This window comes from Pseudotabrizicola sp. L79, assembly GCF_036553525.1.
In the GTDB taxonomy this organism is placed as follows: domain Bacteria; phylum Pseudomonadota; class Alphaproteobacteria; order Rhodobacterales; family Rhodobacteraceae; genus Pseudotabrizicola.
In genome coordinates this window covers 257,587-276,413 of record NZ_JAZHDA010000046.1, presented here as the reverse complement: position 1 = coordinate 276,413, position 18,827 = coordinate 257,587, and the positions used below count along the sequence as shown (strand labels likewise).

The window sequence follows — 18,827 nt, the reverse complement described above, 5'->3', positions numbered from 1 at the left end:
TCTTTCCCCCTGATTAACCGTTGATCGCCTGCCAGACACGGCCCGGCGAAACCGGCATGTCGATATGGCTGACATGGCTGATGCCTCCGCGATGCAGGGCATCGAGCACCGCATTCACCACCGCAGGCGGGGTGCCGATGGCCCCGGCCTCGCCGCAGCCCTTGACCCCCAAGGGGTTGTGCGTGCAGGGCGTGCTGCACGAATGATCGACCGTGTAGAACGGCACATCATCGGCGCGTGGCATCGCATAATCCATGAACGATCCGGTCAAAAGCTGGCCGTTTTCATCATAGCTGGTGTTTTCACACAAAGCCTGCCCGATACCCTGGCCCACACCGCCATGCACTTGGCCTTCGACGATCATCGGGTTCATCACATTCCCGAAATCATCTGCAGCGGTGAACCGCACCACATCCACCTTGCCGGTGTCAGGATCCACCTCTACCTCGCAGATATAGGCGCCAGCCGGATAGGTGAAGTTGCCCGGATCATAAAAGGCGGTTTCTTCCAGCCCCGGTTCCAGCGTTTCCAGCGGGTAATTATGCGGCACATAGGCAGAAAACGCGATCTCGCCAAAGGTCTTGGCCTTGTCGGTCCCTGCCACGCTGAACTTGCCATCGTCAAAGGTGATGTCGTCTTCTGACGCCTCCAGCATATGGGCGGCGATCTTCTTGCCCTTGGCCACGATCTTGTCGACGGCCTTGTTCATCGCACTGCCGCACACCGCCAGCGAGCGTGAGCCATAAGAGCCCATGCCAAAGGGGATTTTCGACGTATCGCCATGCACAATCTCAACCGAGGATTCCGGGATGCCCAGACGGTCGGCCACGATCTGGGCAAAGACCGTTTCATGGCCCTGCCCGTGGCTATGTGCCCCGACCATCACGCTGATATTGCCGGTGGCATTCACCCGCACGGTTGCGGCATCGTAAAGACCAACCCGGCTGCCCAGAATGCCGACAAGGTTTGACGGCGCAATGCCACAAGCCTCGATCCAGGTGGAAAGGCCCATGCCGCGCAGCTTGCCCCGCGCCTTTGACTCGACCACGCGGGCGTCAAACCCGGCCACGTCGCCCAGATCCACCGCCTTGTCCAGCGTGGCCTGATAATTGCCGGTGTCATACACCAGACCCACCGGCGTGGTATAGGGGAACTGGTCGGGCGTCAGCAGGTTCTTGCGGCGCACCTCGAACGGGTCAAGGCCCAGCTCGCGGCACATCTTGTCAATCACCCGCTCAAGGCTGTAGGTCGCTTCGGGCCGGCCCGCCCCGCGATAGGCGTCAACCGGGGCGGTGTTGGTAAAGACCGCCTTCACGTTCACATAGACATGCGGCACCTTATAGGGGCCAGCCATCAGCGTGCCATGCAGGAAGGTGGGCGTCGCGGTCGAGAAGTTCGACAGATAGGCGCCGACATTGGCATGGGTTTCGGTGCGGATGGCAAGAATCTCGCCATCTTTGGTGCAGCCAAGTTCGATCCTGGTCACATGGTCACGCCCATGGGCATCCGACAAAAAGCTTTCGGTCCGTTCCGCCGTCCAGCGCACCGGGCGGCCCAGTTTCTTGGCCGCGGCCAGAACCAGCGCTTCTTCGCCATAGTGATAGATCTTCGATCCGAACCCGCCGCCCACATCGGGGGCAACCACCGTCAGCTTGTTTTCCGGAATCCCCATGACAAAGGCCGCGATCAGCAGGCGCGTCAGGTGCGGGTTCTGGCTGGTGGTGGTCAGCTTGTAGTCACCCGTGCCGGTGTTGTATTCGCCGATGCTGGCACGCGGCTCCATCGCGTTCGGCACAAGGCGGTTGTTGGTCAACTCCAGCGTGACAACATGCGGTGCGGCCTTCATCGCGGCATCCACAGCCGCGCGGTTGTCCTCGATCCAGCCCCAGTCAAAGCACAGGTTGTCGGGGATTTCGTCATGAACGCGGTTGCCTGCATCGGCAAGAGCGGCCTTCATATCGACAATCGCGGGCAGTTCCTCGATCTCGGTATCGGCGGCCAGTTGCTCGGCTGCGTCCTTGGCCTGCTGATAGGTTTCGGCAATCACCGCCGCATAGGCATCACCCACATGGCGCACCTTGCCATGCGCCAGCACCGGGCGCTTTGGCTCGCGCATCGGGGTGCCATCACGGCTGTTGATCAGCCAGCCCGCCGGGTTGCCACCAACGGCTGCAAAATCCTCGCCCGTGAACACGGCCAGAACGCCAGGCATCCCTGCAGCGGTGGCCGTGTCGATCGACACGATCCGGCCATGGGCCACATTGGAACGCACCATCACCGCATGGGCCTGGGCGTGCAGGCTAAGATCGTCGGTATAAAGCCCCTTTCCAGTCAGAAAGCGGATGTCTTCGCGGCGCTTTGACGAGGCGCCAATTCCGGTATCTTTCGGCATTTCAACCCCCCTTATTCGGCTGCAACGGCAGGCATGTCTTGCCCGCTGGCGGCCAGAACCGCCTTGACGATGTTATGATAACCCGTGCACCGGCAGATATTGCCCTCAAGATAATGGCGCACTTCGGCTTCGGTCGGCTTGGGGTTTTCGGCCAGCAACGCGGCCGAGGCCATCACCATGCCGGGCGTGCAGAACCCGCATTGCAGGCCGTGATGGTCTTGAAACGCCTGCTGCACCACGCCGAGGCTGCCATCGGCATTCGCCATGCCCTCGATGGTGCGCACATCGGCCCCTTGCAGATCGGCGGCAAAAACCGTGCACGACTTCACGGCCTTGCCATCGACATGCACAACGCAGGCCCCGCATTGCGAGGTGTCGCAGCCGACATGGGTGCCGGTCAGGCCCAACCCCTCACGCAGGTATTGCACCAGCAAGGTGCGGCCTTCCGTTTCGGCCGAAACGGATTTGCCGTTCACGGTCATCGTGACTTTCGTCATGGTTTCCTCCCTTGGAAATTCCCTAGGTCTTTTGTCACAAGGCTTAGCTCAGCATCCGCTTCAGCCAGCCCTTTTTCTTTTCTCCTTCCGCGCCATCCCCGGTCTGGGCGACGGCGTCGGCGGCCTCTTCCTCGGCAGGCTCGGCAGGGCCTTCGACCACCTGCTGAAACCGCCCAAAAAATTCATCGGCCATTTTCTTGGCCACCCCATCAATGATCCGGCTGCCCAACTGCGCCAGCTTGCCACCGACCGAGGCATCGACATCATAGGTCAGCAACGTGCCCGCGGGCACCGGCTCCAACGTGACGGTCGCCCCGCCCTTGGCAAAGCCCGCAGGCCCGCCCTTGCCTTCGCCCGACAGCGTAACCTTGCGGCCCTCGTCAATATCCGACAGCGTGACCGCGCCTTTGAACGTGGCCTTGACCGGCCCGATCTTTTGCGTGACCGAGGCTTCATAGCCATCCGTCGCGCTGCCCGTTACTTCGGTGCAGCCGGGAATGCATTCCTTCAGCACTTCGGGGTTCAGGATCGCGGCCCAGACGGTTTCTGGGCTGGCCTTGATCTCGCGGCTATCGGACATCTGCATGATGGGGTCTCCCTTAAGGTGGCAGCTTAGGGCGCGTCTTGCGGCCCCGCTATGGAACAAAAGTCGTAGGTCAGCGCTGGGGCGGCAGGAAGCTTGCGCCGAATTCATCATAAAGCGCCTTGATGCGGCCATCGGCAAGCGCCGCGGCCACAGCATCATCCACCGCATAGCCCAGATCGCGGTGCTGGGTATGGACGGCCAGCCCCAGCGTCCAGCGCCCGGCGGCAAAGCCCGGCATCGGCGGGGTATGCACCCCGATGCCTGCATCGGCCCCCGCCTGCAACTGGGTCAGCGGGCCCATCGCGGCCATCACCTCACCCGCCCGCAGGGCCGCCATCGCCGCCGCCATCGTCGGATAGCGCCTGATCTTGTCCGCCAGACCACCGCCCGGCAGGCTGGTCAGGTAAAAATCGGCAATCGAGTCATTCTCGACCGCCACGGTATCAAAGCGGAAAAAGGCCGGCACCGGCGCGCCATCTACCCGGCCGTCACTGTCGGGGGCCACCCCATCCGCATCTGGATAGGCCCCCCGCGCCCAGGCGATGGCGACCCGCTCGTCGGCATATTGCCCGGTGAAGACCACCTGTTCGACCCGGCAGGTGAAGTCGCTGTTATAGGGCACGCGCAGCATCACATTCGACACATGCCCGCCAATCACCGCACCCTTCCAGACATAGTTCATCAGATCCGCGTCCAGCGTCTCTCCTGCCTGCACAAAGCGAAAGCGCGGATTGACGCCCAGACTTTCGGCAATGATCTTGCCGATGCCGATATCAATGCCGCGCGGCTGACTGCCTTCGCTCCAGCTGTAGGGGGGGAAATCCTCGTAGACGGCGAATTCGATCCAGCCCCGGTCGATGATATCATCCAGCGTTGTTCCCATATCCTGCGTCGTGGTGTTTTGCGGGCGCTGGCCGGGCACAAAGCCTTCGCAGCGCGCCTGTGCCACGCCCGGGGCCAAAGCAGCCACCAGCGACAGGCACAGGGTCAGGGCAAGACCGCGCCGCATCGGATCAATGCGCCGCTGACAAGCCGATGGTCAGCATTTCCGACGCGTGCTTTTTCGCCATATCGCTGCCATCCAGCGCCAAAGCCGCCCGCAGCGCCGCTGAATCGGCCTTTGGCGCCCCCGATGCCGTGGCGACTTGGGTGGCAATCTCCATCAACTCGGCTTTCAGCACGGCATCATCGCCCCCGCCTGCCGCCAACTCGTCGCGGATGGCCCCAAGGCGCGCGGCATGGCTGTCCAGCGCCCCGTCTTCGGGCCGCGTCTCGATATAGGTGCGGATCGCCCAGCCCGCCTTTTGGCCTAGGATTTCGCCAAAGGCCGGCATCTTGGTGGTGCCATCCTGCGTGTAGCCGTGCTGGAACCGCTCGACATACCATTCATCGCCGTATTCTTCGGCCTCAAGGAACCGCAGGTCTGGGGCCAGCCCGCCCGACACCACGCCAAGGCCATGGCAGCGCGCGCAGTTCTGGTTATAGCCGGAATCGCCAATCAGCACCGCCTGCCACCAGATTTCCTCGCCAACCGCTTCGGCGCGGTATGGGTTCTCGGTCAACCACTCTTCGCCCACTTCGGGCAGGGCATCGGTGTTCACCGGCTGTGGGGCGACATCGCCATGGGCATTGGCAAGCCCGCCCCAGGCCAACGCGGCCACAAGACCAAGGCCAAGGCTGGAGCGGATCAGCTCAATCTTGCGGAAACGGGTCATCAGGGCTCTCCTCCATCCTGTTCGACGTCAGGGATAGCCGCCGCCACAGATCGGGGCCATTCGACCATGGTGCAGGTCCATGCGCCCGGGGTGTCAGACCATGGTCGTATTTCGCCCGGGCGGCGGAACAGAAAAGCTGTCGGCCAGCGAGAGGATGACAATGACACATTGGCTGACGTTGATGGCCGCAACCGTGCTGGCCCTTGCCCCACAGATTGCCTTGGCCGAAGCACCTGTGGCCATAACCTATCTGCGGGCCGAGGTGGACCGGCCCCCGGTTCTGTCAAACCTTGACCCCATTCCCGAAGACCTTGGCCTTGCCGGGGCCGAGGTGGCGCTGAAAGACAATCAGACCACGGGGCAGTTTCTGGGCCATGACTATCAAATGGCGGTGCACTCTGTCGAACCCGGCGGTGATCTGCTGGCCGCTGCCCGCAGTGCGCTGGCGCAATCGCGGCTGATCCTGATTGATGCGCCCGCGCCCCAGATCCTTGCCGTGGCCGATCTGCCCGAGGCACAGGGCGCGCTTTTGTTCAATGTCGCTTCGGGGGCCGCAGCGTTGCGCAGCGCCGATTGCCGCGCCAACCTGCTGCACACCCTGCCCGAAGACAGCGCCCGCACCGATGCGCTGATGCAGGTGCTGGCCGAAAAACAGTGGCAGCGTCTGGTGATGATCGTGGGGGCAACTGCCGATGATCAGGCCTTTGCCGATCATCTGCGCCGGTCGGCCACCAAATTCGGCCTGTCGATTGACGCCGAAAAGGCCTGGACCTTTGACACCGATCTGCGCGACTCGACCATGCAAGAGATCCCGCGCTTTACCCAAGACTTCCCCGACCACGATGTGATGCTGGTGGCCGACCCGACCGATGATTTCGGCCGCTATGTCGAACACAACACCTGGCTGCCCCGCCCTGTCGCCGGAACCGAAGGCCTGCATCCCGAGGCTTGGGCCCCGGTGATCGAGGCCTGGGGGGCGGTGCAATTGCAAAACCGGTTCGAAGATCATGCCCGCCGCGCGATGCGAGGCCAGGATTATGCCGCTTGGGCCGCCATCCGGGCCATTGGCGAGGCCGTCACCCGCACCAACAGCGCCGATCCGGCCAGCCTGCGCAGCTATATGCTGGGCCCGGACTTCACCCTTGATGGGTTCAAGGGCCGTGCCCTTAGCTTTCGGCACTGGAACGGCCAGTTGCGCCAGCCGATCGCCGTAGTCAATGACCGCGCCCTTGTCACCCTCGCGCCGCTGCCCGCCTTTTTGCACCAACGCAACGAGATGGACAGCCTTGGCCTTGACCAGCCCGAAAGCGCCTGCACGGAGTTTACCGAATGATGCGCCTGCCCCTTGCCCTGTTGCTGTGCGCAACTGCCCTGCCCGCCTTGGGCGAAGAAATCTGGGTGACCAACGAAAAGGATGACACGATCAGCGTGATCGACGTCGCCACGCTGGAAGTGACGCGCACCATCCCCACCGGCGAACGCCCGCGCGGCATCACCTTTTCCAAGGATCACTCGGTGGTCTATATCTGCGCCTCCGACAGCGATGCCGTGCAGGTGATGAACCCCGATACCGGCGAAATCCTGCATGATCTGCCCTCGGGCGAAGATCCGGAACAATTCGTTCTGCACCCTGACAACCGCCATCTTTATATCGCCAACGAAGATGATGCGGTGACGACGGTGGTTGATACCGAAACCCGCAGGGTCGTCAGCCAGATCAACGTGGGGATCGAGCCAGAGGGCATGGGCGTATCGCCGGATGGGCGCATCGTGGTGACCACCTCTGAAACAACCAATATGGCGCATTGGATCGACACCGAAACGAACCAGATCTTCGCCAATACCCTGGTGGATGCCCGCCCCCGGCATGCCGAATTCACCAAGGCCACCAATGAATTGTGGGTCAGTGCCGAAATCGGCGGCACGGTGTCGGTCTTTGACGCCGCAACCCAGACCGAAAAGGCCAAGATCCGCTTTGCCATTCAGGGCGTGAACTCTGATCTGGTGCAACCCGTGGGGTTTGAATTCACCCCTGATGAAAAGACCGTCTTCGTGGCCCTTGGCCCGTCAAACCATGTGGCGGTGATCAATGCCGAAACCTATGAGGTCGAGGATTACATTCTGGTCGGCCGCCGCGTCTGGCACATGGCCTTTTCGAAAGATCATTCCAAACTGTTCACCACCAACGGCGTTTCCGGCGACGTAACGGTGATCGATGTCGCCGCCCGTCAGGCAATCAAATCCATCAAGGTCGGCCGCTTCCCCTGGGGCGCGGCCCTGCGCCCCAGCCCAAAGGAATAATCATGAAGCACCTTTTCACTGCCGCCCTGCTGGCCGCCCTGCCCCTGGCCGCAACCGCCCAGACAGCGGCGCCCGAACTGGGGCTTGCAGGCCTTTTGTCGGCCCAGAACAAGATCGACCTGCCCCCCATCACCCTGTCCGCCGGCCAGCCGTTGGCCCCGGCACCATGGGCCCTGAAGTCGGGCCGGTATTACGAATTCACCATCGAAGGTGATGGCAGCCAGGAACTCGGTCTGGCGGGGGCCGAGTTTTTCCGCGCCATCTGGATTGATGAGATCGTGGTCGAAGGCCTGGAAATCCGCCCGCTTGGACTCGACTCGATCGAATTTGACGAAGCCGGAGAAATGGAAATCGGCTTTATCGCGATCAAGCCCGGCCGCTATGAACTGAAAGTGCCGGGCACCACGGGCGATCTGCAACGGCTGGACATCGTGATCGAGTGACCCTCTCGGTGCATTCCTTGTCGTTTCGCTATGGTGCGAAACAGGCGCTTGATCAGGTCAGCTTTGATCTGTCGCCCGGCTTTACCGCGCTGCTGGGGCCAAATGGCGCAGGGAAATCGACGCTGTTTGGCCTGCTGACACGGCTGTTCACGGCGCCGCAGGGGCAGATCACGGTGGCCGGGCATGATCTGGCGCGCAGCCCCCGCGCGGCGCTGGCCAGCATGGGCGTGGTGTTTCAGCAACCCACGCTTGACCTTGATCTGACGGTGCGGCGCAACCTGCTGTATTTTGCAGCGCTGCATGGCCTTTCCGGCCGCACGGCGGAAACCCGCACGGCAGAAGCGCTGGCCCGCCTTGGCATGGCCGAACGCGCGGCCGAACCCGTGCGCAACCTGAACGGGGGGCATCGGCGGCGCATGGAAATCGCCCGCGCCCTGATCCACCGACCGGCTGTCTTGCTGCTGGACGAACCCACCGTGGGCCTTGACGCGGCCGCCCGCCAATCCATCGTCGCCCATGTGCATGATCTGGCCGCAGACGGGCTGACCGTGCTGTGGGCCACCCATCTGACAGATGAGGTGCGCGCCACCGATCATCTCTTGATCCTGCATCAGGGCCGCCTTTTGGCCGATGCCCGGGCCGAAAGCATCGCCCCCCCGGCCAGCCTGCAACAGGCTTTTCTTGCGCTGACCGCTGCGCCTGTTCACGCCGCACCGGGCGCATCATCATCCCCGCGGGCATCCCCGCAGCCCACACAGGCCCCGACATGATCTGGCTGACCGCGCTGAGGGCCATCCTGCACCGCGAGGCGCTGCGGTTTATAGGCCAGAAAGGCCGGTTGGTTGCCGCCCTTGTGCGCCCCTTGGTGTGGCTGTTCATCTTTGCCGCCGGGTTTCGCGCGGCCCTTGGCCTGTCGATCACCCCGCCCTATGCCACCTATGTCACCTATGACACCTATATCGTGCCGGGGTTGCTGGGGATGATCTGCCTGTTCAATGGCATGCAATCCTCTCTGTCCCTGGTCTATGACCGCGAGATGGGGTCGATGCGGCTGTTGCTGACTGCGCCGTTGCCCCGCTGGTGGCTGCTGTTTGCCAAGCTGTTGGCGGGCACTCTGGTGTCGCTGCTGCAATGCCTTGCCTTTTACGCAACGGCCCTGCTGTGGGGGGTGAACCTGCCCGCCACCGGCATCTTGCTGGCGCTGCCCGCCCTGCTGCTGACCGGTCTGATGCTGGGCGCGCTGGGGTTGCTGTTGTCGTCGCTGGTTCGCCAGCTTGAAAATTTTGCCGGTGTGATGAACTTCGTCATCTTCCCGATGTTCTTTCTGTCCTCGGCCCTTTACCCCTTGTGGAAAATGGCCGAGGCCTCGCCGCATCTGGCCCGCGCCTGCGCGCTTAACCCCTTTACCCAATCGGTCGAACTGATCCGCTTTGCGCTTTATGGCCAGCTAAACCTGCCCGCCTTGGGGTGGACGGGCCTAGCCTTGGCCATTTTCGCCGCGGGTGCGGTCTGGGGGTATGATCCGGCCCGCGGTCAGATGAAGGCCAAGGCCTGACCCCCCCTATGGCAATCGGCTTGGCCCCGGCTCCAGCCCCGCGATCTCGCGCCGAAAGGCGGGGGTGTCGCCCCGATCATCGGTCGTGTCGATCTCTTCGGCAAAGCGTCGTCCGGCATAGGTGGCCCAGGCAATCGGCCCCGGCGCAGCGGCATCGCCGATCAGCTTGACGCTGATCACCCCGGCGGCCTGCCAGTCGGGCTGGCGCGCTTTCAACGCCTGAAACAGCGCATCATGCGGCTGGCGCGCCGTCACCATGACAACGGCATCCGCGGCAATCCTGTGGGTGGCCCCCGTCCAGGTGCAGGCCAGCGTCACCTCTGCCGGACCAATCGCCTCGGGCGCGGTGTTGCACTGCACCCGCACGCCCAAGCCCAGCAATCGGCGCATGATGATGGCCTGTTCCAATGTGTTTTCCGACCATTCGGCCAGTTTCGCCGCGGGCGTGACGAAGTCAACCGTGCAGCCCTGCGCCACCAAGGCTTCGGCAATCACTGACCCCATGTAAAAGTGATCGTCATCATAAAGCATGACCCGCCCACCCGTCGGCCCTTGGCCCGCCATCACATCATCGGGGGTAAAGACTGGCATCCTTGCATCGGTGGGGATGGGGTGCAGATGCAGCCGCGCCACCGCATCGCGCCGCCAGCTTGCCCCGGTGGCAATCGCCACATGCTGCGCGCCCAATCCCAGCACATCCTCGGGCGTCAACGGGCTGTCGCGATAGATCTGCACATTGGTCAGCGGGGCCAACTGGCCGATCCGATAATCCGCCACCCGCCCCCAGGCCGACAGGCCGGGCAAGCCCCGCTCGCGCGCCACCCGCCCGCCCAGGGTCGTGCCCGCTTCGGCCAGCGTCACCTGATACCCACGCCGCGCCGCCTGCAAGGCCGCCTCAAGCCCGGCAGGCCCCGCCCCCACCACCAACACGGTGTCGGACGCCCCCTTGGCGCGCGGGCGTTCGGGGTGCCAGCCCTTGCGCCATTCCTCCATAAAGGCGGTGTTCTGGGTGCAACGGCTGATCGCCCCGGTCATGTCACCCGACACGCAGATGTTGCAGCCAATGCATTCACGGATATCGTCAAACCGGCCTTCCTCGATCTTTTTGGGCAGGAACGGATCGGCAATCGAGGGCCGCGCCGCCCCGATGAAATCAAGCACCCCCGAGGTGATCTGGCGCACCATCGCATCCGCCGAGGTAAAGCGCCCCACCCCCACCACCGGCTTTGACGTCAGCGCCTTGATGCCGCGCACCAGGTCTTCTTGCGCGCCCTCGGCGGCAAAGCGGCTGGTGCCGGAACAGGCCTCCCATGTGCCATGGGCCAGATCCCACAAATCCGGCAGATCGCCGTGCATTTCGATGAAATCGCGCAGTTCGGCATTGGAAAAGCCAAAGCTGCCGGCCTCGTGCAGCGACAGCCGCAGCGTGATGGCCAACTCTCCCTTGGTTTCTTCGCGCGCATCTTCGATGATTTCGCGCAAGAACCGGCTGCGGTTTTCCAGACTGCCGCCATATTCGTCGGTGCGGTGATTGGTGGCGCGTGACAGAAAATGTTGCAAGATGCCAAAGCCATGCGCGCCATAAAGGCAGATCAGATCAAACCCCGCCGCCTGCGACCGGCGAAAGGCCGCCCGGAACCAGCGGCGCAGATCGCGGATGTCTTCACGATCCATCGTGCGGGCTTGAACCGGGTCTGACGTAAAGGTCAGGATCGGCCCCCCCGTCACCGCCAGCGGCACCTCGCGGCTGTAAAGGTTTGGCCCGTTGATGCCGGAATAGGCCAGTTGAATGCCCGCAAGCGCACCATGCGATTTCATCGCCTCGGTCATGGCGGCAAGGGCCGGGATATCCTTATCTTCCCACAGATGCTGCTCGATAAAGGGTGTGATTTCGGAACTGGGGTGGATTTCGGTCTGTTCCGTGAAGATCACCCCCCAACCGCCTTCGGCCTTGGTGCGCCGCATCTCGGCCACGGCCGACGGGTCACGATAGCCGCCCCCGTTGCAATGGGGCACCTGATAAAAGCGGTTCTTGGCCAGCTTGGGGCCGATCCGCATGGGTTCGAACAGAATGTCGTAACGGCTGGTCTGGCTGTCTTTCGCCATGGGTCAGATTTCCCTCAGATCTTTGGCTTGTGTTGAGATCCGGGCCGGATCGGGCAACGGGATTTCGGCCAGCAAAAGCGCCGGAAAGTGCCCGGCCTTGGCCAGAACCTCGCCATGCGGGCCAGCGATCAGACTGCCGCCGACATAGGTCAGATCACCCTCGGCCCCGCAATAATTGGCATAGGCGATGGCCAGACCATGATTTGCGGCCATCGCGGGCACGGTATGGTCTGCCACATGGGTAAAGGGCTGCATATTGGCCGTTGGCACCAAAAGCAGATCCACCCCCATCGCCGCCAGCCGCGCGATATGGGGGGCGAATTCCACATCATAGCAGATCAACATGGCCGCCGTCAGATGCCCCAGGGCAAAGGTCACATATTGGGCCCCGGGCTGATACAGGGCATGTTCGCGCGGGCCATAAAGCTGCAGTTTGCGATAATGCGCCCGCGTCTGACCATCGGCCGCCAGATAGGCCGCCGCATTGAACAAGGCCCCCCCTGCCGTCTCGGCATAGCCGATGACAAGGCCGCAACCGGCCTGTTGCGCCACCGCCGCCAGCCGATCGAACACCGCATCGTCCTGCGCCAAGGCGCGGGCGCGCAGATCGGGTTGATTATAGCCCTGCAACCAGATTTCCGGCAGCACAAGCGCCGATGCCCCCAAGGCCCCCGCCGCCCGCAGGGCTGCCTCTGCCTGGGTGATGGCCGATGTCAGATCAGATGCGGGCGACTGCCCTTGCCAAATGGCGATGCGCATGGTGATGCCCCGCCCCCCCTGAAATTTTTGCCACGGCAAAGGGGCCAGCCGCAACGCTGGCCCCCCAAGGTTACTTCTTGAGGTTGATCCAGATCGCATCATACAGCTTTTGGGTCGCCTCATCACAGACCGCGACAAAGCTGCCGGCGGGGGCATCGGCGGGCGGGTTGTTTTCGGGGCTGGTTCTGATCGCCTCGTCCAGGAACGGCTCTACCCCGGTGACACCTGCCGTATAGGCCGCGTAATTGGTGACGGCTGCGGCGTTTTCGGGTTGCAGCAGGAAATTCATGAAGGCCAGCGCGTTGTCACGGTTGGGGGCGTCTTTCAGCAAGACGACGTTATCCATCCAGACCACATAGCCTTCCTTGGGATAGGCATATTCGACATTGGCCCCTTCGGCCCGGGCCTTGGCAGAAAACCCGTTATAGATCATGCCTGCCGCCGCATCGCCCGAAACAAGCACATCCTTGGCCGTGTCCGACCCAAAGCTGGCCCAATGCGGCTTTGCCGCCACCAGCATATCGGACAGGGCCTTAAGCTGGGTGCGGTCGGTGTTGCATTGCGGCATGCCCAGATACATCGACGCCAGCGCCAAAACCTCGCCCTGACTGTCAAGCACATTGATCTTGCCACTCAATTCGGCAGGCGGATCAAAGATGATCGACAAAGACGAAATATCGCCCTGATAGACATCTCGGTTCACGCTGAACGCAGTGGACCCCCACTGATAAGGGATAGAGGAGCGGCGACCCGGATCAAACGGCACATCCAGCCACTGCGGGGCAATATTGCCAAAATTCGGCAGGTCTTCGGCGGCAAAACTATCCAGCATGCCTTCACCGGCCATGATCTGCACCATGTAATCGGCTGGCACCGCCACATCATACTGGCCCAGTTTGCCGGCCTTCAGGCTGGCCAGCATGGATTCGTTGCTGTCATAGGTGTCGATGGTCACCGTGATCCCGGTTTCTGCGGTGAATTTGTCCACCAACTCTTGCGGGATATATTCGAACCAATGATAGACCTTCAGCTCGCCTTGGGCAAAGGCCGGGCTGGCCATCAACAGGGCCGTGGGGATCAGGAACTTTCTCATCTGCAACACTCCAGGTTGGGGTTATGGGCTTCTGCGGCCCTTTTGGGTCAGGATGTAAGACAGGCTGACGCACAGCACCGAAACGGCCAGCATCAGGGTGGAAATGGCCATGATATTGGGCTTGATGCCCTGTTTGACCGAACCAAAAATCGCCGTCGGCAGCGTTTCCATTCCCGCGCCCTTGACGAAATTGGTGATGATGAAATCATCCAGCGAGATGATGAAGGCCAACAGAAAGCCAGACACCACCCCCGGCGCCATCAGCGGCAACAAGATCAGCCGAAAGGCCTGCCAGCGGCTGGCATAAAGATCACGCGCCGCCTGTTCGTAAGCCGCATCAATCCCCTGCAGCCGGGCCGCGATGGGCAGATAGGCAAAGGGGATGCAAAAGGTGATATGGGCCAGCAGGATCGTCAGATAGCCTGTCGTCAGGCCCAGCAGGGTGAAAAAGATCAGCGTGGCCACGGCGGTCACGATCTCGGGCACCATCAGCGGCAGGTTGATCAGCGCAAAGGTGGCCTGACGCCCGCGAAAGCGCCCGCCGCGCAGCATCGCCACAGCCGCAGCGGTTGCGATCAGGGTGGCTGCGGTGGCGGCCATCGTGGCAATGGTCAGCGAATTCCATGCCGCCTGGGCAAAGCGCGGCGCCTCGGGGCCGGTAAAGACATCGGCATACCACTGCAGCGAAAACCCGCCCCAACTGGTGATGCTGGCCGATCCGTTGAAGGAATAAACCGTCACCACCAGCAGCGGCGCATAGAGCACCAAAAGGCAGATCAGGGTCAGGCCCAGAAAACCGGGGTAATGGCGCAGACCCTTCATTGCCCACCCCCCTTGGCGGCCTGACGTGCATAGACCATCAGCGCCAGCATCACCAAGGCCATCAAGATCATCGAAACCGCCGCGCCAAAGGGCCAGTTGCCAAGGCTGCCCTTGAACTGTTCTTCAATCAGGCTGCCAATCATGAAGGTCTTGGCCCCGCCCAGCAGATCGGGCGCCAGAAAGGCCCCCAGCGAGGGGATGAACACCAGAATGCAGCCCGCCACGATGCCGGGCTTGACGATGGGCAAGACGATCTCGCGCAGCACCACCCAGCGATTGGCGTAAAGATCGGCCGCCGCCTCGGAATAGGCGAAATCATAGCGTTCCACGGCGGCATAGATCGGCAGCACCATGAACGGCAGATAGCTGTAGAACAGCCCCAATTGCACCGCCAGATTGGTGTTGACCAGCGGCAGCGGCCCGTCGATCAGGCCAATGGCCATCAGCGCCTCGTTCAGCGGGCCGTTGTCGCGGATCAGGAATTTCAGGCTGACCGTGCGGATCAACAGGTTGACCCAATAGGGAATGGTGATCAAGAACAGCCACACACCCCGGCTGGCGGGGGGCCGCGTGGCGATGAACCACGCGGCAGGAAAGCCCACCAGCAGGCAGATCAAGGTCGCCAACCCCGCCTGCCAGATCGACCGCCAGAATATCGCGATATAGGTCCATTCCAGGGTCGGGGGCTCATCCCCGAACAGGCCACGGTTCAGAAAGAACTGGTCATAGGCCGCAAGCGAGAATTGCCATTCAACACCGCCCCGGAACTCTTTGGTCAGAAACGAATAAACCGCCATCAGCCCAACCGGCAGCACCAGAAAGATGCCAATCATCACCCAGGTCGGCACCAACAGCGGGCCAACAAGGCCGCGATAGCCTTCGCCCCCCTTGGTGCCCGGATCAATCGCCCCCCCCGCCATCAGTCGGCCAACAGGCGCGCAGCACCTGCCTCGATCATCAGGCCGACGTGGCTGCCGGGGCTGGGAACCTCGGTCCTGGCGGCGTTTTGCAGGCGGATCTGCACCTCCTGCCCGCCCTCCAGCCGCGCCACCAGTTGCAGATCGCTGCCCAGATAAACCACCCGCTGCACCACGGCCTGCACATCGCCCCCGGCCACCAGCGACACCCGCTCGGGCCGGATCGACAGATGATGACGCCCCAGCGCATCGGTGGCAGCCGAGCAGGCCAAGCGGTGCCCCCCCGGCAATGTCACCTGCGCCACCCCGTTCGAGACAGATTGAACATCCACCTCCAACAGATTGGTTTCCCCAATGAAATCGGCAACAAAGCGGTTCACCGGCGCTTCATAGATGTCGCGGGCCGTGCCCACCTGCTGCACGCGGCCCGCACTCATCACCGCGATGCGATCACTCATCGTCAGGGCTTCTTCCTGATCATGGGTGACAAAGATAAAGGTGATGCCCGTGTCTTCCTGCAATTGCTTCAACTCGACCCGCATGGCCTGACGCAATTTCAGATCCAGCGCAGAGAGCGGCTCATCCAGCAGCAGCACCTTTGGTGCGGGCGCAAGGGCGCGGGCCAAGGCCACGCGCTGTTGCTGGCCCCCGGAAAGCTGTGACGGCAGGCGGTCGGCAAAGGCCGACAGATGCACCATTTCCAGCATCTGCCCGGCGCGGGCACGGCGTTCAGGGGCGGACAAGCCCTTCATTTTCAGCCCGAAGGCCACGTTGTCTTGCACCGTCATATGCGGAAACAGCGCATATTGCTGAAACACGGTGTTGACGGGGCGGTGGTTCGGCTCCAGCCCGGCAATGGTCTGGCCAAACAGCAGGATTTCGCCGTCGGTGATCCCCTCAAACCCCGCGATCATCCGCAGCAAGGTGGTCTTGCCACAACCAGATGGCCCCAGCAGGGTAAAGAATTCATTGTCATCAATGGCCAAGGACACCCCGTGCAGGGCAGTGAACGTGCCGTATCGCTTGACGGCAGAGCGGATATCGACAGCAATGCTCATGGCGCGGACCATACCCCCAGTTGACACAAATCCAGCCTAGACCCAGCCCGTTCAGGGGGTATATACCCCCAGAGAGGTATCAACACAGGGGCAGCCCCATGCGAATGGCCCGATGACGCCCTTGCCCAACCTTGCCGAAAGCCAACTGGCGGCGGCGATCCGGCATCAGGGCCAGCCGGGGTTTGAGGCCGCGTTATGGGATCTGTTCCGCGCCATTGCCGCCCCTGACAACCTGATCCTTTTGGCCTATCGCGATGCGGGGCCACCGCAGGTTCTGTATCGGCGCGCCGATACGGCGCAGGTGTTTGCCGCATTGACTGACACCTATCTTGCCGGGGCTTACCGGCTTGATCCGTTTTTTGACCTGCATCTCAGCCGCGCCGCTGCCGGCGCCTACCGGCTGCGTGACATCGCCCCCGATGCCTTTCACCGCAGCCGCTATTTCATCGAGTATTACGAAGCCACCACGCTGACCGATGAAATCACCTTTGTCGCCTATCCGGCATCGGGGGTATCGGTGAACCTGTGCCTTGGGCGCGATGCCGGATCGGGCCAGGGCTTTGGCCCGCGCGACATCGAGGCTTGCCAGCGACTGGCCCCCGTCATCGTGGCTTTGGCCGAGATGCATTGGGCGGGCCTGACACGCGCCAGCGGCCCGGCCGAAGATACCGCCCTGATGTTGGCCCGCGCAGCCGACGCCCGGCACCAGATCAGCCTTTCGCCGCGTCAGGCCGAAGTGGCGCTGCTGATCCTGCGCGGGCATTCCACCGTGTCGATCGGTCTGCGGCTGGGCCTGTCGCCGCAAACGGTCAAGGTGTTTCGCAAACAACTTTACAGCCGTTGCCGGATTTCGTCACAGGCCGAGTTGTTTGCCCTGATGCTGCCCTTGCTGCAATCGCTTGGCGGTTAGGGCTGTATCAACCCCGGCACGCCGGCTGCGATCTGTTGGCGCGCATGATCGGCAAAGGCGCGCACGGTTTGCACCTGCCCTGCGCCTTCGGCCTGCAAAAGCCCGATGCGCAACGGGCGCACCCCGGCCGACAGCGGCACCGTCTTCAGCGGCATCCCATCTGGGGCGCGGTCCGACAGCGGGCGGATATTGGCGATGGAATAGCCAAAGCCATTGCCCACAAGGCTGCGCATCACCTGAATATCGCGCGTGCGTTCGGCAATGATCGGCTTGACCCCGGCGCTGGCAAAAAGCGACAGGAAATAATCGGCGCTGTGCGGCAGATCCAGCAGCACCATGGGAAAGGGCGCAAGATCAGCCGGGGCCAGCGACGCCCGCCCGGCCAAAGGATGATCGGCGGGCAGCACCGCTTGCGGCGGCAGGGTGGCCAAGGCTTCAAACCGCAGATCGGTGGGAATGTTCAGATCATAGGTCAGCACCACATCGAACCGCGCCCGTCGCAGGCCATCGAACAGATCATCCTGATCACCTTCGCTTTGCTGAAACTCGACCTGGGGAAAGCGGGTGACAAAGCCCCGTCGCAGTTGCGGCAAGATCACTTGGGCAAAGGTCAGCAGACAGCCCACCCGCAGACTGCCGCGCACCACGCCGCTGATCTGGCTGGCGATCTCGGTCATCCGGGCGGCTTCCGCCAGAACGACCCGCGCCTGATCCAGCACCTGACGTCCGGCTTGGGTCAGCGAGACGCCCTGCGCATGGCGGCGGATGAACAACGCCAGCCCCAACTGGGCCTCGATCTGGGCGATGGCCACCGAAATCGACGGCGACGACACACCCACCTTCTCGGCCGCCTCGGCAACCGAGCCACAGTCGCCAACGGCGATCAGATATTCCAACTGGCGCAGTGTAAAGCGCAGGGCCATGCTGTTTCCCGTCAGATCCGGGCCGGGTCAGGCATCGCCCGGCACCCCATAGGACGGGGCCTTGGTCGGGTCTTCGGCGCGCTGCACATAGGCCGCCATCTGCGGCCGATACACTGCCCAAGCCTGCGCAAGCGCCGCAACGGGGCCGTGTTCGGCCCAGTCGATGCGCAGATCGACCAAGGGCCACGATAGCCTGTCCGCGATCTTGAGACCGGCCGAATGCACTGGCCCCGCCTCGCCCCCGGCCTGCAAGCCCGCGTGCAGCGCCTGTATCAGGCGATCGCCCAGATGGCCCTTGGCGGCCTCAAAGCTGCGCACCATGGCGGCGGGCACATCGGCATCGCCCAGCAGATTGCCCCCCGCAGCGCAATCTGTGCCCTGCGCCTGCCCCCACAGCCCCAGAACCTGCGCGCCCGAATGAATGGCGGTGCCGCCCTCTGCATCCACCACCAGCAACTGGCGATAGTCGATATGCGCCCGCCCCGTCGTGATCTGCGCCAAGGCCGCTGTCGCCCCCTGACCAGACGCCAGCGCATCCAGCAGCATAGGGCCCAGCGCCGGATCGGTGACATTCTGGCTGGCCACCGCCCCGATCCCGGCCCGAACGTGGGCACAGCGCGCGGCCACCGCGGGCGATGATGACGAAATCACGATGCCGAACTGTCCGGTTTGCGCACAGCGGGCAACAAGGGAAAAGGTCATGGGCGATGCTCCTGTCGCGGGCCGCGGGGTATTCGGGGGGCGTGAAGG

Annotated in this window: 19 protein-coding genes; 6 read left to right on the top strand and 13 right to left on the bottom strand. The window is 63.0% G+C overall.

Features of this window, described 5'->3' with window-relative positions; genetic code table 11:
• Positions 1–13: 13 nt before the first annotated feature.
• From V3C85_RS09685 to pedF, 5 genes are all read right to left on the bottom strand, one after another.
• Positions 14–2,392, bottom strand: a complete 2,379-nt coding sequence (locus V3C85_RS09685; RefSeq protein ID WP_331794880.1) for a xanthine dehydrogenase family protein molybdopterin-binding subunit — start codon at positions 2,390–2,392, stop codon at positions 14–16.
• 11 nt (positions 2,393–2,403) lie between these two features.
• Positions 2,404–2,889 (bottom strand): (2Fe-2S)-binding protein, encoded by a 486-nt coding sequence (locus V3C85_RS09680; protein ID WP_331794879.1) that lies wholly within the window; start codon positions 2,887–2,889, stop codon positions 2,404–2,406.
• A 43-nt stretch (positions 2,890–2,932) separates the two neighbouring features.
• Positions 2,933–3,475, bottom strand: coding sequence for a CoxG family protein (locus V3C85_RS09675; protein ID WP_331794878.1), 543 nt, complete (start codon positions 3,473–3,475; stop codon positions 2,933–2,935).
• 70 nt (positions 3,476–3,545) lie between these two features.
• Complete coding sequence (locus V3C85_RS09670) at positions 3,546–4,484, bottom strand: transporter substrate-binding domain-containing protein (RefSeq protein ID WP_331794877.1); 939 nt, start codon at positions 4,482–4,484, stop codon at positions 3,546–3,548.
• A 4-nt stretch (positions 4,485–4,488) separates the two neighbouring features.
• Positions 4,489–5,190 carry a cytochrome c-550 PedF gene (gene pedF, locus V3C85_RS09665; RefSeq protein ID WP_331794876.1) on the bottom strand — a complete coding sequence of 234 codons (702 nt, stop codon included), beginning with the start codon at positions 5,188–5,190 and terminating at the stop codon, positions 4,489–4,491.
• A 100-nt stretch (positions 5,191–5,290) separates the two neighbouring features.
• On the opposite strand from pedF, the gene V3C85_RS09660 reads away from it, so the two are divergent.
• The 5 genes from V3C85_RS09660 to V3C85_RS09640 are packed head-to-tail and all read left to right on the top strand — an operon-like array spanning position 5,291 to position 9,489.
• The gene (locus tag V3C85_RS09660) at positions 5,291–6,523 is read left to right on the top strand and encodes an ABC transporter substrate-binding protein (RefSeq protein ID WP_331794875.1); all 1,233 of its coding nucleotides are present in this window, start codon (positions 5,291–5,293) and stop codon (positions 6,521–6,523) included.
• Positions 6,523–7,491 (top strand): YVTN family beta-propeller repeat protein, encoded by a 969-nt coding sequence (locus V3C85_RS09655; protein WP_445942012.1) that lies wholly within the window; start codon positions 6,523–6,525, stop codon positions 7,489–7,491. Before V3C85_RS09660 ends, V3C85_RS09655 begins: the two co-directional genes overlap by 1 nt.
• Positions 7,492–7,493: 2 nt before the next feature.
• The gene (locus V3C85_RS09650; protein WP_331794873.1) at positions 7,494–7,934 is read left to right on the top strand and encodes a hypothetical protein; all 441 of its coding nucleotides are present in this window, start codon (positions 7,494–7,496) and stop codon (positions 7,932–7,934) included.
• Positions 7,931–8,704: an ABC transporter ATP-binding protein gene (locus tag V3C85_RS09645; RefSeq protein WP_331794872.1), complete on the top strand. Its 774-nt coding sequence runs from the start codon at positions 7,931–7,933 to the stop codon at positions 8,702–8,704. Before V3C85_RS09650 ends, V3C85_RS09645 begins: the two co-directional genes overlap by 4 nt.
• On the top strand, positions 8,701–9,489 hold the full coding sequence (locus V3C85_RS09640) for an ABC transporter permease (RefSeq protein WP_331794871.1): 789 nt from the start codon (positions 8,701–8,703) through the stop codon (positions 9,487–9,489). Before V3C85_RS09645 ends, V3C85_RS09640 begins: the two co-directional genes overlap by 4 nt.
• A 6-nt stretch (positions 9,490–9,495) precedes the next feature.
• Here the strand turns inward: V3C85_RS09640 and V3C85_RS09635 are convergent, their stop codons facing one another.
• From V3C85_RS09635 to V3C85_RS09610, 6 genes are all read right to left on the bottom strand, one after another.
• Positions 9,496–11,595 (bottom strand): oxidoreductase, encoded by a 2,100-nt coding sequence (locus V3C85_RS09635; RefSeq protein ID WP_331794870.1) that lies wholly within the window; start codon positions 11,593–11,595, stop codon positions 9,496–9,498.
• 3 nt (positions 11,596–11,598) lie between these two features.
• Positions 11,599–12,354, bottom strand: coding sequence for a nitrilase-related carbon-nitrogen hydrolase (locus V3C85_RS09630; RefSeq protein WP_331794869.1), 756 nt, complete (start codon positions 12,352–12,354; stop codon positions 11,599–11,601).
• A 70-nt stretch (positions 12,355–12,424) separates the two neighbouring features.
• The gene (locus tag V3C85_RS09625; protein ID WP_331794868.1) at positions 12,425–13,447 is read right to left on the bottom strand and encodes an extracellular solute-binding protein; all 1,023 of its coding nucleotides are present in this window, start codon (positions 13,445–13,447) and stop codon (positions 12,425–12,427) included.
• Positions 13,448–13,468: 21 nt separating this feature from the next.
• Positions 13,469–14,269 (bottom strand): ABC transporter permease, encoded by an 801-nt coding sequence (locus V3C85_RS09620; protein WP_331794867.1) that lies wholly within the window; start codon positions 14,267–14,269, stop codon positions 13,469–13,471.
• On the bottom strand, positions 14,266–15,189 hold the full coding sequence (locus tag V3C85_RS09615; RefSeq protein ID WP_331794866.1) for an ABC transporter permease: 924 nt from the start codon (positions 15,187–15,189) through the stop codon (positions 14,266–14,268). Before V3C85_RS09615 ends, V3C85_RS09620 begins: the two co-directional genes overlap by 4 nt.
• Positions 15,189–16,244, bottom strand: a complete 1,056-nt coding sequence (locus V3C85_RS09610; RefSeq protein ID WP_331794865.1) for an ABC transporter ATP-binding protein — start codon at positions 16,242–16,244, stop codon at positions 15,189–15,191. Before V3C85_RS09610 ends, V3C85_RS09615 begins: the two co-directional genes overlap by 1 nt.
• Positions 16,245–16,356: 112 nt before the next feature.
• On the opposite strand from V3C85_RS09610, the gene V3C85_RS09605 reads away from it, so the two are divergent.
• On the top strand, positions 16,357–17,154 hold the full coding sequence (locus tag V3C85_RS09605; RefSeq protein ID WP_331794864.1) for a helix-turn-helix transcriptional regulator: 798 nt from the start codon (positions 16,357–16,359) through the stop codon (positions 17,152–17,154).
• Here the strand turns inward: V3C85_RS09605 and V3C85_RS09600 are convergent.
• The gene (locus V3C85_RS09600) at positions 17,151–18,077 is read right to left on the bottom strand and encodes a LysR substrate-binding domain-containing protein (RefSeq protein ID WP_331794863.1); all 927 of its coding nucleotides are present in this window, start codon (positions 18,075–18,077) and stop codon (positions 17,151–17,153) included. The two genes, V3C85_RS09605 and V3C85_RS09600, sit on opposite strands and share 4 nt — an antisense overlap.
• A gap of 27 nt (positions 18,078–18,104) precedes the next feature.
• Entirely contained in the window at positions 18,105–18,779 is a 675-nt protein-coding gene (locus V3C85_RS09595) for a DUF1028 domain-containing protein (protein WP_331794862.1), read from the bottom strand.
• Positions 18,780–18,827 lie beyond the last annotated feature (48 nt).